This is a genomic window from Escherichia sp. 10290, from assembly GCF_030295155.1.
In the GTDB taxonomy this organism is placed as follows: domain Bacteria; phylum Pseudomonadota; class Gammaproteobacteria; order Enterobacterales; family Enterobacteriaceae; genus Escherichia; species Escherichia coli_F.
Genome location: NZ_AP025741.1, coordinates 2,244,374 through 2,259,621 on the forward strand (window position 1 = coordinate 2,244,374; position 15,248 = coordinate 2,259,621).

General features: G+C 48.5%; 12 protein-coding genes and 1 other RNA gene. 10 read left to right on the forward strand and 3 right to left on the reverse strand.

Annotated features, from left to right (window positions below; translation table 11 throughout):
• Positions 1-75 precede the first annotated feature (75 nt).
• Positions 76-486: a 1,4-dihydroxy-2-naphthoyl-CoA hydrolase gene (gene menI, locus QUE74_RS11375; protein ID WP_000637990.1), complete on the reverse strand. Its 411-nt coding sequence runs from the start codon at positions 484-486 to the stop codon at positions 76-78.
• Entirely contained in the window at positions 483-3,539 is a 3,057-nt protein-coding gene (gene ydiJ, locus QUE74_RS11380) for a D-2-hydroxyglutarate dehydrogenase YdiJ (protein WP_000612950.1), read from the reverse strand. Before ydiJ ends, menI begins: the two co-directional genes overlap by 4 nt.
• A gap of 388 nt (positions 3,540-3,927) precedes the next feature.
• Here ydiJ and ydiK point away from each other — a divergent pair, with 388 nt between their 5' ends.
• The 9 genes from ydiK (at position 3,928) to QUE74_RS11425 (ending at position 13,203) form a co-directional block, all read left to right on the forward strand.
• The gene (gene ydiK / locus QUE74_RS11385) at positions 3,928-5,040 is read left to right on the forward strand and encodes an AI-2E family transporter YdiK (protein WP_000248647.1); all 1,113 of its coding nucleotides are present in this window, start codon (positions 3,928-3,930) and stop codon (positions 5,038-5,040) included.
• Positions 5,041-5,225: 185 nt separating this feature from the next.
• Positions 5,226-5,333: antisense sRNA RprA (gene rprA / locus QUE74_RS11390), an RNA gene on the forward strand.
• 136 nt (positions 5,334-5,469) lie between these two features.
• Positions 5,470-5,826 (forward strand): YdiL family protein, encoded by a 357-nt coding sequence (locus tag QUE74_RS11395; protein ID WP_001310864.1) that lies wholly within the window; start codon positions 5,470-5,472, stop codon positions 5,824-5,826.
• 98 nt (positions 5,827-5,924) lie between these two features.
• Positions 5,925-7,139: an MFS transporter gene (locus QUE74_RS11400; RefSeq protein ID WP_000795526.1), complete on the forward strand. Its 1,215-nt coding sequence runs from the start codon at positions 5,925-5,927 to the stop codon at positions 7,137-7,139.
• 226 nt (positions 7,140-7,365) lie between these two features.
• Positions 7,366-8,631 (forward strand): MFS transporter, encoded by a 1,266-nt coding sequence (locus tag QUE74_RS11405; RefSeq protein WP_001354705.1) that lies wholly within the window; start codon positions 7,366-7,368, stop codon positions 8,629-8,631.
• 11 nt (positions 8,632-8,642) lie between these two features.
• Positions 8,643-9,509 carry a quinate/shikimate dehydrogenase gene (gene ydiB, locus QUE74_RS11410; protein WP_000383469.1) on the forward strand — a complete coding sequence of 289 codons (867 nt, stop codon included), beginning with the start codon at positions 8,643-8,645 and terminating at the stop codon, positions 9,507-9,509.
• A gap of 30 nt (positions 9,510-9,539) precedes the next feature.
• Entirely contained in the window at positions 9,540-10,298 is a 759-nt protein-coding gene (aroD, locus tag QUE74_RS11415) for a type I 3-dehydroquinate dehydratase (protein WP_000860201.1), read from the forward strand.
• Positions 10,299-10,442: 144 nt separating this feature from the next.
• A complete protein-coding gene (locus tag QUE74_RS11420) occupies positions 10,443-12,038 on the forward strand; it encodes an acyl CoA:acetate/3-ketoacid CoA transferase (protein WP_000805655.1) in 1,596 nt (531 codons plus the stop codon).
• A 13-nt stretch (positions 12,039-12,051) separates the two neighbouring features.
• Positions 12,052-13,203, forward strand: coding sequence for an acyl-CoA dehydrogenase (locus tag QUE74_RS11425; RefSeq protein ID WP_000347837.1), 1,152 nt, complete (start codon positions 12,052-12,054; stop codon positions 13,201-13,203).
• A gap of 42 nt (positions 13,204-13,245) precedes the next feature.
• On the opposite strand, the gene QUE74_RS11430 is transcribed toward QUE74_RS11425, so the two are convergent.
• On the reverse strand, positions 13,246-14,157 hold the full coding sequence (locus QUE74_RS11430; RefSeq protein ID WP_000284811.1) for an AraC family transcriptional regulator: 912 nt from the start codon (positions 14,155-14,157) through the stop codon (positions 13,246-13,248).
• A 315-nt stretch (positions 14,158-14,472) separates the two neighbouring features.
• On the opposite strand from QUE74_RS11430, the gene QUE74_RS11435 reads away from it, so the two are divergent.
• Positions 14,473-15,237: an electron transfer flavoprotein gene (locus tag QUE74_RS11435; protein ID WP_000692119.1), complete on the forward strand. Its 765-nt coding sequence runs from the start codon at positions 14,473-14,475 to the stop codon at positions 15,235-15,237.
• The last annotated feature ends 11 nt before the right edge of the window (positions 15,238-15,248 follow it).

Below are 15,248 nucleotides of genomic sequence, written 5' to 3' on the forward strand. Positions count from 1 at the left end.
CTGCACAGTATACCACCGTTTACTGTGCAGATAATGACCAAAAGCAATATGCGTCACACTTTTCTGGTGACAACGTCACAAAATAGCGGTCGTCAATCGTGACGAACAGCACAAACGCCCTTTCTCATCGAAGATTTCAATCTGCCAGACCTGGTGACGCGAACCGAGATGCAACGGTTTGCATACGCCGCGCACCCGCCCTTCTCGTACCGAGCGGACGTGGTTAGCATTGATTTCCAGACCAACCACCTTTTGCTCACCTTCGGTACATAAATAACCGGCAACGGAACCGATACTTTCGGCCAGTACCACGGATGCCCCTCCATGCAGCAACCCGAAAGGCTGCTTTGTCCGCGAGTCTACTGGCATTGTCGCTTCAAGGGTGTCATCACTAATATGTTCAAAGCGAATATCCAGCAACCCCACCATGTTTCCTTCACCCATTGCATTCAGTGCTTCCAGGGTGATTTTTCGTTTCCATATCATTTAATAATCTCCAGTAAAGCCTGCACAGGATGGCGTACCCCCGTGCCTTCAACCCGTTTTACCTGGCTGCGACAGGAATATCCGGTCGCCAGACAGCGATTACGCGGCAGTCGCTGCATCGCCTGATGCCAGGATAACTCATAGATCCCGAGCGAATTTTTATGGTTTTTCGCTTCATGTCCGTAAGTCCCTGCCATGCCGCAGCAACCCACGCTGACATTTTCCAGTTTCGCGCCAAAACGGGCAAATATTGCCGCCCATTGTGCTGGCGCGCCCGGCAAGGCGGTAACTTCGGTACAGTGACCAAAGAAATACCATGATTCACCGCTGACTGTAGCCACTGGCTGTGACTCAAGTATGCTTGCCAACCATTCATTCGCCAGTAAGACCTTAAACTCGCCACGCTCCTCGCCCAGCGCCAGTTTATATTCATCGCGATAACAAAGTACCAGCGCTGGATCGACGCCCACCATTGGCATTCCCAATTTCGCCATTCGGTTGAGAAAATCCGCCGTTTTTTTCGCCGTCTTCGCAAAACGATTAAGAAAGCCTTTGATATGCTGGGCTTTGCCATTCGGCGAAAATGGCAGTAACACGGGCTGGAAACCTAATTTTTCGACCAGACGGACAAAATCCGCCACCACTTGCGCATCGTAATAGCTGGTAAAGGGGTCCTGCACCACCAACACCGTGCGCGATTTCTGCTCTGCATTGAGAACTTCAAGCTGTTCCAGCGTCATGTTTGCCGAGCGATGCCCCACCATTTGTTGTTGCAGCGAGGGAACCGACAGCAGTGGCAAATCAACCATGCCGATATGTTTTTCCGAGAGTTTGCGCACCAGCGGCTGGTTAATGAAGAAGTTAAAGGTTTTCGGCGCGCGTGCCATCAGCGGCGCGTAGCTCTCAACCGTTGCCACCAAATGGTCACGTAATGGGCGTAAATAACGTGTGTGATAGAGCTGCAGGAAACGAGAGCGAAACTCCGGCACATCAATTTTGATGGGGCACTGGGTCGAACAAGCTTTACAGGCCAGACAGCCCGACATCGCCTCTTTGACTTCGTGTGAGAAGTCATATTCGCCTTTATTCGCATGCCAGCTATTGCGCGTGCGGGCAATTAACGTCCGCAAACTGACGCCGGATTCAGGCAGTTCTTGTTCCAGTTTGAGTGGGTCAATGCCGCGATCCGCCAACAAGCGCAGCCATTCACGCACCAGCGTTGCGCGCCCTTTCGGTGAATGAATCCGGTTCTGGGTGATCTTCATCGACGGACACATCGGACTACGGGCATCAAAGTTGAAGCATAAACCGTTGCCGTTACACTCCATCGCACCGCGCCACTGCTGGCGTACCGCAATGGGGATCTGCCGGTCATATGTACCGCGCTTCACCGCGTCCACTTTCATCATCGGCGCATCGAGACCTTCTGGCGGGCAAATCTTCCCTGGGTTGAGTCGGTTATGCGGGTCAAATGCCGCTTTCACTTTGCGCAGTTCTGCAAAAAGTTCCTCACCGAAAAACGCCGGGCTGTATTCGGCACGAAAACCTTTGCCGTGCTCGCCCCACAACAAACCACCGTATTTCGCAGTCAGCGCCACCACGTCATCAGAGATTTGCTTCATCAAAATCTCTTGTTGTGGATCGCACATATCCAGTGCCGGACGGACGTGTAAGACGCCTGCGTCGACATGACCGAACATACCGTAGCTTAAGCCGTGGCTGTCGAGCAGCGCGCGAAATTCAGCAATATAATCGGCCAGATGTTCCGGCGGTACGCAGGTATCCTCAGCAAACGGAATTGGCTTAGCGGCACCTTTGGCATTGCCAAGCAGACCAACGGCTTTTTTGCGCATCGCATAGATACGTTCAACACCCGCCAGTTCGCGGCACACCTGCCAGCCAATCACACCTGCCTGTTGGCTGGCAATCAGTTCATCCAACCGCGCACAGAGTGCATTTACCCGCTCATCAATCAGCGTCTCATCATCACCAGCAAATTCCACAATGTTCAGCCCGAGCATTTCTTTGTCAGGCACATCGGTAATCAACTCGCTGACGGAATGCCAGACAATATCTTCCCGCGCCAGATTCAGCACTTTTGAGTCCACCGTCTCTACCGAAAGCGCCCGCGCCTCAACCATAAACGGCGCGTTACGCAGCGCGGAGTCAAAAGAGTCATATTTGACGTTCACCAGACGGCGCACTTTAGGCAAGGGCGTAATATCCAGCCGCGCTTCGGTAATAAAGGCCAGCGTCCCTTCTGAACCCGTCAGAATGCGCGTCAGGTCGAACTCAGTCATCTCATCGTTAAAGACATGACGCAGATCGTAACCCGTCAGAAAACGGTTAAGTTTGGGGAATTTGTCGATAATTAACTGACGTTGCTGACGGCAACGTTGATAAACCGTGTTATAAATTCGCCCGATTGTAGTATTGGATTTACCCAGCGTTTCCGCCAGTTCGACGGGTAAAGGTTGCGTATCGAGAATATCGCCCCCCAACAACACCGCGCGTACGCCAAGTACGTGATCTGACGTTTTGCCATAGACCAGCGATCCCTGACCGGATGCATCGGTATTGATCATCCCACCGAGCGTTGCCCGGTTGCTGGTCGAAAGTTCCGGCGCAAAAAAGTAGCCGAACGGTTTCAGGTACTGATTGAGTTGATCTTTTATCACCCCGGCCTCAACGCGCACCCAGCCCTCTTCAGGGTTAATTTCGATGATGCGGTTCATATGGCGGGACATATCAACAATAATCCCCTGGTTGAGCGCCTGACCGTTAGTGCCGGTGCCGCCGCCGCGGGGGGTAAAGATCAGCGAAGAATAGCGTTCCTGCGCGGCAAGACGGGCGATCAGCGCCACATCTGCGGTTGAACGCGGAAATACCACCGCATCGGGGAGAAGTTGGTAAATACTGTTGTCGGTCGACATTGTCAGACGATCGGCATAACTTGTCGCCGTATCACCGGTAAAACCCTGTTGCTCCAGCTCTTGCAAAAAATTAAGCACCAGTTGAACGACGCCGGGTGCCTGGGAAATCTGTGGAATCATTATATTGACCCTTTCCTGCGGTCTGTGATGTAGGTCGATACACTATTCTTTCAGGCGGCTGCAATAGCGCACTGAAAGGTGATGTTTGTTTACTCTATGGATTTCGAGTTGCAGGAAGGCGGCAAGCGAGTGAACTCCAGGAGCTTACAAAAGTAAGTGACTGGGGTGAACGAACGTAGCCGCAGCACATGCAATTTGAAATACGACGAGTAAATCGTTTGCGTGTTGCCTGAGTTGTTGTACCACATTTTTTTCTAACACGCCCATCAGAATTAAGGGCAGAATCGGCCTGTTAAAAACCGCTGAAATTGCTCATCATTATGCAGGTGAGTTTCGCGTGTTCACGTCGCGTCGACGATTTGACGCACAAAAAAGGTGAAAAGTAGTTATGGTAAATGTTCGTCAGCCCAGGGATGTCGCACAAATTCTGCTTTCGGTGCTGTTTTTAGCCATCATGATTGTGGCATGTCTGTGGATTGTACAACCCTTTATTCTCGGCTTTGCATGGGCTGGTACGGTGGTTATCGCCACCTGGCCGGTATTGTTACGTTTGCAAAAGATCATGTTTGGTCGCCGCTCTCTTGCCGTTCTGGTGATGACGCTGTTATTAGTGATGGTGTTTATCATCCCTATTGCTTTGCTGGTTAACAGTATTGTCGATGGCAGCGGTCCACTGATTAAAGCCATTTCCAGCGGTGACATGACGTTACCCGATCTGGCATGGCTTAATACCATACCGGTGATTGGCACGAAGCTGTATGCAGGCTGGCACAACTTGCTGGATATGGGAGGCACGGCGATCATGGCCAAAGTCCGTCCTTATATTGGCACCACCACCACCTGGTTCGTTGGGCAGGCGGCGCATATCGGGCGCTTTATGGTGCATTGTGCGCTGATGCTTCTCTTCAGCGCCCTGCTGTATTGGCGCGGTGAACAAGTGGCGCAAGGCATTCGCCATTTTGCTACCCGTCTGGCAGGCGTTCGTGGAGATGCCGCCGTGCTGCTAGCGGCACAAGCTATCCGCGCAGTGGCGCTGGGTGTTGTGGTGACAGCGTTAGTACAGGCAGTGCTTGGCGGTATCGGCCTCGCGGTATCCGGCGTACCTTATGCAACGTTGCTCACGGTGTTAATGATCCTCTCCTGCCTTGTCCAGCTTGGCCCATTGCCGGTACTGATTCCGGCGATTATCTGGCTCTACTGGACCGGCGATACCACCTGGGGAACGGTATTGTTAGTGTGGAGCGGTGTGGTTGGCACGCTGGATAACGTCATCCGCCCAATGTTAATTCGCATGGGTGCCGATTTACCGCTGATCCTGATCCTCTCTGGCGTTATTGGTGGTTTGATTGCTTTCGGGATGATCGGTCTGTTTATTGGTCCGGTTCTGTTAGCCGTTTCCTGGCGTCTGTTTGCCGCGTGGGTGGAAGAAGTCCCACCGCCGACTGACCAACCGGAAGAAGTTCTCGAAGAACTTGGCGAAATCGAGAAACCGAATAAGTAATTTCTCATCAGGCGGTTCTGCCGCCTGATTGTTAACCACCGCTAATTGATATTTGCTTGCTCTTCACTATATTTTCCTGCTTACCGCCTTTCAGCTGGTAGTACCTGTCGCAAATTCTTTACAGTTTTTAAACTAATGAGACGAATCTGATCGACGCAAAAAGTCCGTATGCCTACTATTAGCTCACGGTTATAAATCAACATATTGATTTATAAGCATGGAAATCCCCTGAGTGAAACAACGAATTGCTGTGTGTAGTCTTTGCCCATCTCCCACGATGGGCTTTTTTTTAACATTTTTCCGCTTCGCTACCTCGCCCCCTCACTCTTTCCAATAATGTTGCACAAGATACTGTGACTCTCTTCAAGCCGTCGGCAGGCTGATAATGTTATTTATATTTTATTGTTTATTTCATGCAGCCATTACACGATGAACGCTTATGAACTCCAGGCACTTCGCCATATTTTTGCCATGACTATTGATGAATGCGCGACCTGGATTGCCCAGACCGGTGACAGTGAAAGCTGGCGTCAGTGGGAAAATGGCAAATGCGCCATTCCTGATCGTGTGGTCGAGCAACTGTTGGCTATGCGACAGCAACGAAAAAAACATCTTCATGCCATCATAGAGAAAATAAATAACCGCATCGGCAACAACACCATGCGTTTTTTCCCTGACTTAACCGCGTTTCAACGTGTCTACCCTGATGGCAATTTTATTGACTGGAAGATCTATCAATCGGTAGCCGCTGAATTATATGCACACGATCTGGAGCGCCTTTGTTAATTTTCCAAAGAAAGGAATTGTCGTTGTTACAACAATAATGAACGGATGCTGAGACAACATCGCTTCACTTTTTAAAGCACCTTTGCTAAGTAGAACCTATGAAAAATCCCTATTTCCCTACCGCACTTGGGTTGTATTTTAATTACCTGGTGCATGGTATGGGCGTCATTTTGATGAGCCTGAATATGGCCTCGCTGGAGACGCTTTGGCAGACTAATGCCGCAGGCGTCTCAATAGTTATCTCATCGCTGGGTATTGGTCGATTAAGTGTCTTGCTTTTTGCAGGATTATTATCCGATCGCTTTGGTCGCCGCCCTTTTATCATGCTCGGGATGTGCTGCTATATGGCCTTCTTTTTTGGCATCCTGCACACCAATAACATCATTATCGCTTATGGTTTGGGCTTTCTGGCGGGAATGGCAAACAGTTTTCTCGATGCAGGCACCTATCCCAGTTTGATGGAAGCTTTTCCACGTTCACCGGGTACAGCTAATATTTTAATTAAAGCATTTGTTTCCAGCGGGCAATTTTTATTACCGCTAATCATCAGCCTGTTAGTGTGGGCTGAACTGTGGTTCGGCTGGTCCTTTATGATTGCCGCAGGCATTATGTTTATTAATGCTCTGTTTTTATACCGTTGTACGTTCCCACCCCATCCGGGTCGTCGCTTACCTGTCATAGAGAAAGCCACCAACTCTACGGAACATCGCTGTTCAATTATCGATTTAGCCAGTTATACCTTATATGGCTATATCTCAATGGCAACCTTTTATCTGGTTAGCCAGTGGCTGGCACAGTACGGACAATTTGTTGCAGGCATGTCATACACTATGTCGATCAAACTACTCAGTATCTACACCGTGGGTTCGCTGCTTTGTGTATTTATTACCGCTCCACTCATTCGTAATATCGTTCGCCCAACAACATTACTGATGCTGTACACCTTTATCTCATTTATTGCTCTGTTTACCGTCTGCCTGCATCCCACATTTTATGTGGTGATAATATTTGCTTTTGTCATTGGTTTTACCTCTGCTGGAGGTGTTGTGCAAATTGGCCTGACGTTAATGGCTGAACGTTTCCCCTACGCTAAAGGTAAAGCTACAGGGATCTATTACAGTGCGGGCAGTATTGCGACCTTTACTATTCCGTTGATTACGGCTCATCTGTCCCAAAGAAGTATTGCCGATATTATGTGGTTCGATACCGCCATCGCTGCCATCGGTTTTTTACTGGCACTGTTTATCGGCTTACGCAGCCGCAAAGAAACGCAGCATAACTCGCTAAAGGAAAATGTCGCTCCGGGTGGGTAATGCAATATTCTTTTCAGGTCATGCAAGATCTTACGGATAAATAACTCTTTCTGCGCTAACTAAGGAAAATCGCGATCAAAAACAAACTATGACATGCAATATTCCTGGAAACATAAACTTTATGCCATGTACCCAGGGAAAATCATCTTCAGTATAGTAATTATGTAAACCGTCGGAGAACAATACGTACGGTAACGAAATAATCTTTCAGCAAGGAGCTGTGAAAATGTCTCAAAATAAGGCTTTCAGCACGCCATTTATCCTGGCTGTTCTTTGTATTTACTTCAGCTATTTTCTGCACGGCATTAGTGTTATTACGCTTGCCCAAAATATGTCATCTCTGGCAGAAAAGTTTTCCACTGACAACGCGGGCATTGCCTATTTAATTTCCGGTATCGGTTTGGGGCGATTGATCAGTATTTTATTCTTCGGTGTGATCTCCGATAAGTTTGGTCGTCGGGCGGTGATATTAATGGCAGTAATAATGTATCTGCTATTCTTCTTTGGTATTCCCGCTTGCCCGAATTTAACTCTCGCCTACTGTCTGGCAGTGTGCGTAGGTATCGCTAACTCAGCGCTGGATACGGGTGGCTACCCTGCGCTCATGGAATGCTTTCCGAAAGCCTCTGGTTCGGCAGTCATACTGGTTAAAGCGATGGTGTCATTCGGGCAAATGTTCTACCCAATGCTGGTGAGCTATATGTTGCTCAATAATATCTGGTACGGCTATGGGCTGATTATTCCGGGTATTCTGTTTGTACTGATCACGCTGATGCTGTTGAAAAGCAAATTCCCCAGCCAGTTGGTGGACGCCAGCGTAGCTAATGAATTACCGCAAATGAACAGCAAACCGTTAGTCTGGCTGGAAGGTGTTTCATCGGTACTGTTCGGTGTAGCCGCATTCTCGACCTTTTATGTGATTGTGGTGTGGATGCCCAAATATGCGATGGCTTTTGCTGGTATGTCAGAAGCTGAGGCATTAAAAACCATCTCTTATTACAGTATGGGTTCGCTGGTCTGTGTCTTTATTTTTGCCGCACTGCTGAAAAAAATGGTCCGGCCCATCTGGGCTAATGTATTTAACTCTGCACTGGCAACAATAACAGCTGCCATTATCTACCTGTACCCTTCTCCACTGGTGTGTAATGCCGGAGCCTTTGTTATCGGTTTCTCAGCAGCTGGCGGCATTTTACAGCTCGGCGTTTCGGTCATGTCAGAGTTTTTCCCCAAAAGCAAAGCCAAAGTCACCAGTATATATATGATGATGGGTGGACTGGCTAACTTTGTTATTCCGCTGATTACCGGTTATCTGTCGAACATCGGCCTGCAATATATCATTGTTCTCGATTTTACTTTCGCGCTGCTGGCCCTGATTACCGCAATTATTGTTTTTATCCGCTATTACCGCGTTTTCATTATTCCTGAAAATGATGTGCGGTTTGGCGAGCATAAATTTAGCACCCGGTTAAACACAATTAAGCATAGAGGTTAAAGGAGTTAATTATGGATGTTACCGCAAAATACGAATTGATTGGGTTGATGGCCTATCCCATCCGCCACAGTTTATCGCCCGAAATGCAGAACAAAGCCTTAGAAAAAGCGGGATTGCCATTTACCTATATGGCCTTTGAAGTGGATAACGATAGTTTTCCCGGAGCAATTGAAGGATTAAAAGCCCTCAAAATGCGCGGAACTGGTGTATCAATGCCGAACAAACAACTGGCGTGTGAATATGTTGATGAATTAACGCCAGCAGCCAAACTGGTGGGTGCCATCAACACCATCGTAAATGATGATGGCTATCTGCGTGGCTATAACACCGACGGCACGGGCCATATTCGCGCCATTAAAGAGAGCGGTTTTGATATCAAAGGCAAAACGATGGTGCTGTTAGGGGCCGGAGGTGCCTCAACGGCAATTGGCGCGCAGGGGGCAATTGAAGGTTTAAAAGAAATTAAACTCTTTAACCGTCGGGATGAGTTCTTCGATAAAGCCCTCGCCTTCGCGCAGCGGGTTAACGAAAACACCGATTGTGTCGTCACGGTTACCGATCTCGCCGATCAGCAAGCCTTTGCTGAAGCCCTGGCTTCCGCCGACATTTTAACCAATGGCACAAAAGTGGGCATGAAACCCCTTGAGAATGAATCATTGGTTAATGATATCAGTCTGTTACATCCGGGACTTCTGGTCACTGAATGCGTGTATAACCCGCATATGACGAAGTTATTGCAGCAGGCGCAACAAGCTGGTTGCAAAACGATTGATGGATACGGCATGTTGTTGTGGCAAGGGGCTGAACAGTTCACGTTATGGACTGGCAAAGATTTCCCTCTGGAATATGTTAAACAGGTCATGGGGTTCGGTGCCTGACAGGCTGACCGCGTGCAGAAAGGGTAAAAAATGAAAACCGTAACTGTAAAAGATCTCGTCATTGGTACGGGCGCACCTAAAATCATCGTCTCGCTGATGGCGAAAGATATCGCCAGCGTGAAATCCGAAGCTCTCGCCTATCGTGAAGCGGACTTTGATATTCTGGAATGGCGTGTTGACCACTATGCCGACCTATCCAATGTGGAGTCTGTCATGGCAGCGGCAAAAATTCTCCGTGAAACCATGCCAGAAAAACCGCTGCTGTTTACCTTCCGCAGTGCCAAAGAAGGCGGCGAGCAGGCGATTTCCACCGAGGCTTATATTGCACTCAATCGTGCAGCCATCGACAGCGGCCTGGTTGATATGATCGATCTGGAGTTATTTACCGGTGATGATCAAGTTAAAGAAACCGTCGCCTACGCCCACGCGCATGATGTGAAAGTTGTCATGTCCAACCATGACTTCCATAAAACGCCGGAAGCCGAAGAAATCATTGCCCGTCTGCGTAAAATGCAGTCCTTCGACGCCGATATTCCTAAGATTGCGCTGATGCCGCAAAGTACCAGCGATGTGCTGACGTTGCTTGCCGCGACCCTGGAGATGCAGGAGCAGTATGCCGATCGTCCAATCATCACGATGTCGATGGCAAAAACTGGCGTAATTTCTCGTCTGGCTGGTGAAGTATTTGGGTCGGCGGCAACTTTTGGTGCGGTAAAAAAAGCCTCTGCGCCAGGGCAAATCTCGGTAAATGATTTGCGCACGGTATTAACTATTTTACATCAGGCATAAGCAATAATATTTCGGCGGGAATACCCTCCCCCGCCGAACTAAAAAAATATATTCAACCGTATTTAATAAAAATATTTCGTGAGTCTCTGCGCTCTAATTCTCCATCTGGCGTAGGGAAAATTACACCTGAATCAGGAATTAACAATGAAACCTGTAAAACCACCTCGTATTAATGGACGAGTGCCGGTCCTGTCGGCACAGGAAGCGGTGAATTATATTCCCGACGAAGCAACACTTTGTGTGTTAGGCGCTGGCGGCGGTATTCTGGAAGCCACCACGTTAATTACTGCTCTTGCTGATAAATATAAACAGACTCAAACACCACGTAATTTATCGATTATTAGTCCAACAGGGCTTGGCGATCGCGCCGACCGTGGTATTAGTCCGCTGGCACAAGAAGGTCTGGTGAAATGGGCATTATGCGGTCACTGGGGACAATCGCCGCGTATTTCTGATCTCGCAGAACAAAATAAAATTATTGCTTATAACTATCCACAAGGTGTACTTACACAAACCTTACGCGCCGCCGCAGCCCACCAGCCTGGTATTATTAGTGATATTGGCATCGGAACATTTGTCGATCCACGCCAGCAAGGCGGCAAACTGAATGAAGTCACTAAAGAAGACCTGATTAAACTGGTCGAGTTTGATAACAAAGAATATCTCTATTACAAAGCGATTGCGCCGGATATCGCCTTTATTCGCGCCACCACCTGCGACAGCGAAGGCTACGCCACCTTTGAAGATGAGGTGATGTATCTCGACGCATTGGTTATTGCTCAGGCGGTGCACAATAACGGCGGTATTGTGATGATGCAGGTGCAGAAGATGGTTAAGAAAGCCACGCTGCATCCTAAATCTGTCCGTATTCCGGGTTATCTGGTGGATATTGTGGTAGTCGATCCGGATCAAACCCAACTGTATGGCGGTGCGCCGGTTAACCGCTTTATTTCTGGTGACTTCACCCTTGATGACAGCACCAAACTTAGCCTACCCCTAAACCAACGTAAATTAGTTGCACGGCGCGCATTATTCGAAATGCGCAAAGGCGCGGTGGGGAATGTCGGCGTCGGTATTGCTGACGGCATTGGCCTGGTCGCCCGGGAAGAAGGTTGTGCTGATGACTTTATTCTGACGGTAGAAACAGGCCCAATTGGCGGTATTACTTCACAGGGGATCGCCTTTGGCGCGAACGTGAATACCCGTGCCATTCTGGATATGACGTCCCAGTTTGATTTTTATCACGGTGGCGGTCTGGATGTTTGTTATTTGAGTTTTGCTGAAGTCGACCAGCACGGTAACGTCGGCGTGCATAAATTCAATGGTAAAATCATGGGCACCGGTGGATTTATTGATATCAGTGCCACTTCGAAGAAAATCATTTTCTGCGGCACATTAACTGCGGGCAGTTTAAAAACAGAAATTGCCGACGGCAAATTAAATATCGTCCAGGAAGGACGGGTGAAGAAATTTATTCAGGAACTACCGGAAATTACTTTCAGCGGAAAAATCGCTCTCGAGCGAGGACTGGATGTTCGTTATATCACTGAGCGCGCCGTATTCACGCTAAAAGAAGACGGCCTGCATTTAATCGAAATCGCTCCTGGCGTCGATTTACAAAAAGATATTCTCGACAAAATGGATTTCACCCCAGTGATTTCGCCAGAACTCAAACTGATGGACGAAAGATTATTTATCGATGCGGCGATGGGTTTTGTCCTGCCTGAAGCGGCTCATTAACAGGAGTATAATGATGGATTTTTCTTTAACTGAAGAACAAGAACTGCTGCTGGCCAGTATTCGCGAGTTGATTACGACCAACTTTCCGGAAGAGTATTTCCGCACCTGCGATCAAAACGGGACATACCCGCGTGAGTTTATGCGGGCACTGGCGGATAACGGTATTTCAATGCTTGGCGTGCCGGAAGAATTTGGTGGTATCCCTGCGGATTACGTCACCCAAATGCTGGCGCTGATGGAAGTGTCAAAATGCGGTGCTCCGGCATTTTTGATTACCAACGGTCAATGTATTCACAGCATGCGCCGTTTCGGTTCTGCTGAGCAGCTACGTAAAACGGCAGAGAGCACCCTGGAAACGGGTGATCCCGCCTATGCCCTGGCGTTGACGGAACCAGGCGCAGGCTCAGACAATAACAGTGCTACTACCACTTACACGCGTAAAAATGGCAAGGTTTACATCAACGGCCAGAAAACCTTTATTACCGGCGCGAAAGAGTACCCGTATATGCTGGTGCTGGCGCGCGATCCAGAACCGAAAGATCCCAAAAAAGCCTTCACCCTGTGGTGGGTCGACTCCAGTAAGCCCGGCATTAAGATTAACCCGCTGCATAAAATCGGCTGGCATATGCTCAGCACCTGCGAAGTCTATCTCAACAACGTGGAAGTTGAAGAGAGCGACATGGTGGGCGAAGAAGGAATGGGTTTCCTCAATGTGATGTACAACTTTGAGATGGAGCGCCTGATCAACGCCGCGCGCAGCACCGGCTTTGCCGAATGCGCATTCGAAGATGCCGCCCGCTATGCCAACCAACGTATCGCTTTTGGTAAGCCCATTGGTCATAACCAGATGATTCAGGAAAAACTGGCGCTGATGGCGATTAAGATCGACAACATGCGCAACATGGTGTTGAAAGTGGCATGGCAAGCCGATCAGCATCAGTCACTGCGCACCAGCGCGGCGCTGGCAAAACTGTACTGCGCACGTACCGCAATGGAAGTCATTGATGATGCGATTCAAATCATGGGCGGTCTGGGCTATACCGATGAGGCGCGCGTCTCTCGCTTCTGGCGTGATGTCCGTTGTGAACGTATCGGCGGCGGTACAGACGAAATTATGATTTACGTAGCGGGTCGGCAGATCCTGAAAGATTATCAGAACAAATAATCTGCAGGCGGCGCAGCTTCTTAACAAACTGCGCCGCCAGATTTATCCGGCAAGACTTACCGGTTGAGGAAATTCAGATAAGATTTCTTGTTCCGCAAAACAGTTTTTAAATTGCCTGCGGTAATCGCTGGGCGAACAGCCGACATGGCGCAAAAACAGTTTGGCAAAGTGATCGACATTTTCATAACCCACACGCCAGGAGATCTCTGCCTGTGATAATTCAGTATTAGTGAGTGACCATTTCGCTTCCGTCATACGCCGTTGAATAACATAGTTAATAGGGGAAATACGATACTCTTTGGTAAATTCATGGCAGATATAACTGACGCTGGCACGAAATTTTTTCGATAACTGCTCTAAAGTGATTTTTTCGCGATAATTATTATTCAGATAGAAAAGAATATCTTTTATCAGAACATCTTTTTTAATATATCCCTGCTCCGAACGATAAGCATTTTTAAAGTTTTCGTAGTAAAGAATTACTAACGTATAGGCAAATGCGTCCCATAACGAAGATGTTTGGCTATTTTTACTTTGCGGCAAAATCACACTTAGCTCATTAAATAAGGTTTTAATGACTTCTTTTCCCTGCCCTGCGGCAATGACCGGGCAAGAATGCGGTTGCAGTAGCTGATTTTCCTCAGTCCCCTGAAACTGAAAGCCGTACAGCGCACAGGTACACGTCGTTGCTGGATCGTTAACGTCAGAGGCCACCGCATGCAACCTGCCACGTTCTATCACCACAATGTCATCGGCATGCGCGACATATAACGAAGAATCGATGGTAAACCTTGCTACCCCTTTCTTGACGTAAATCAACTCGGTTTCATTGTCATGAACGTGATGTCCGGACTCCCATTTTGGATCATCGCTAAATGCAAAACGTGAAAGCCGTGGCGTTTTACCGGCGACAAACAGCGTTTCGCTGGCGTTATCAAAACAGCGTTGATACATGACAACCTCCCTATTCCATGAGCAAGCAAAAACAATATATGCCGGATAAAATACGGCGTGTATTGCGGTTATACAACCGCGTTTAGCGAGAGCTAAACAAGATTATTTACACTGAATGCAAGATTGTACGGTCATGGAATAACAACATTGCCGCAAATTGCACTTTTGTTTTAGCGATCGCATTTTTTTTGCAAGATTGTTGGCAAGGAAAACAGCTTGCTCCGTCGAAAACCCCGCACCGCTATCGCACACTATTTTCAGGCCATTTTTACCTTCCATCGGAGATGGTTCCGTATGCGACTCACAGGAGAAATCATGAAAATAATAACCTGCTTTAAGCTGGTGCCTGAAGAACAGGACATTGTTGTCACTCCAGAATATACCCTGAATTTCGACAATGCCGACGCCAAAATCAGCCAGTTCGATCTCAATGCCATTGAAGCTGCAAGCCAGATTGCAACAGATGACGATGAGATAGCCGCGCTGACCATTGGCGGCTCATTGTTGCAGAACTCGAAAGTGCGCAAAGACGTGCTATCCCGCGGGCCGCATAGCCTGTATTTGGTGCAGGATGCGCAACTTGAACATGCACTGCCTCTCGATACCGCAAAGGCGCTGGCGGCAGCAGTTGAAAAGATCGGCTTCGATTTACTGATCTTTGGTGAAGGTTCCGGCGACCTTTATGCCCAGCAGGTTGGCTTGCTGGTCGGAGAAATTCTGCAACTTCCGGTGATTAATGCAGTGAGTGCTATTCAGCGTCAGGGCAATACACTGGTGATTGAACGCACGCTTGAAGATGATGTTGAAGTTATTGAGCTCTCTGTTCCAGCCGTGCTCTGCGTCACCTCCGATATTAACATGCCACGCATTCCTTCGATGAAAGCCATTCTCGGCGCGGGTAAAAAACCGGTAAATCAGTGGCAGGCAAGTGATATTGGCTGGAGCCAGAGCACGCCACTTGCTGAACTGACCGGCATTCGCGTACCGCCGCAAACAGAACGTAAGCACATCATTCTCGATAACGATTCGCCGGAGGCCATTGCCGAGCTGGCGGAACATCTGAAGAAAGCCCTGAACTGAAGCCTACGGAG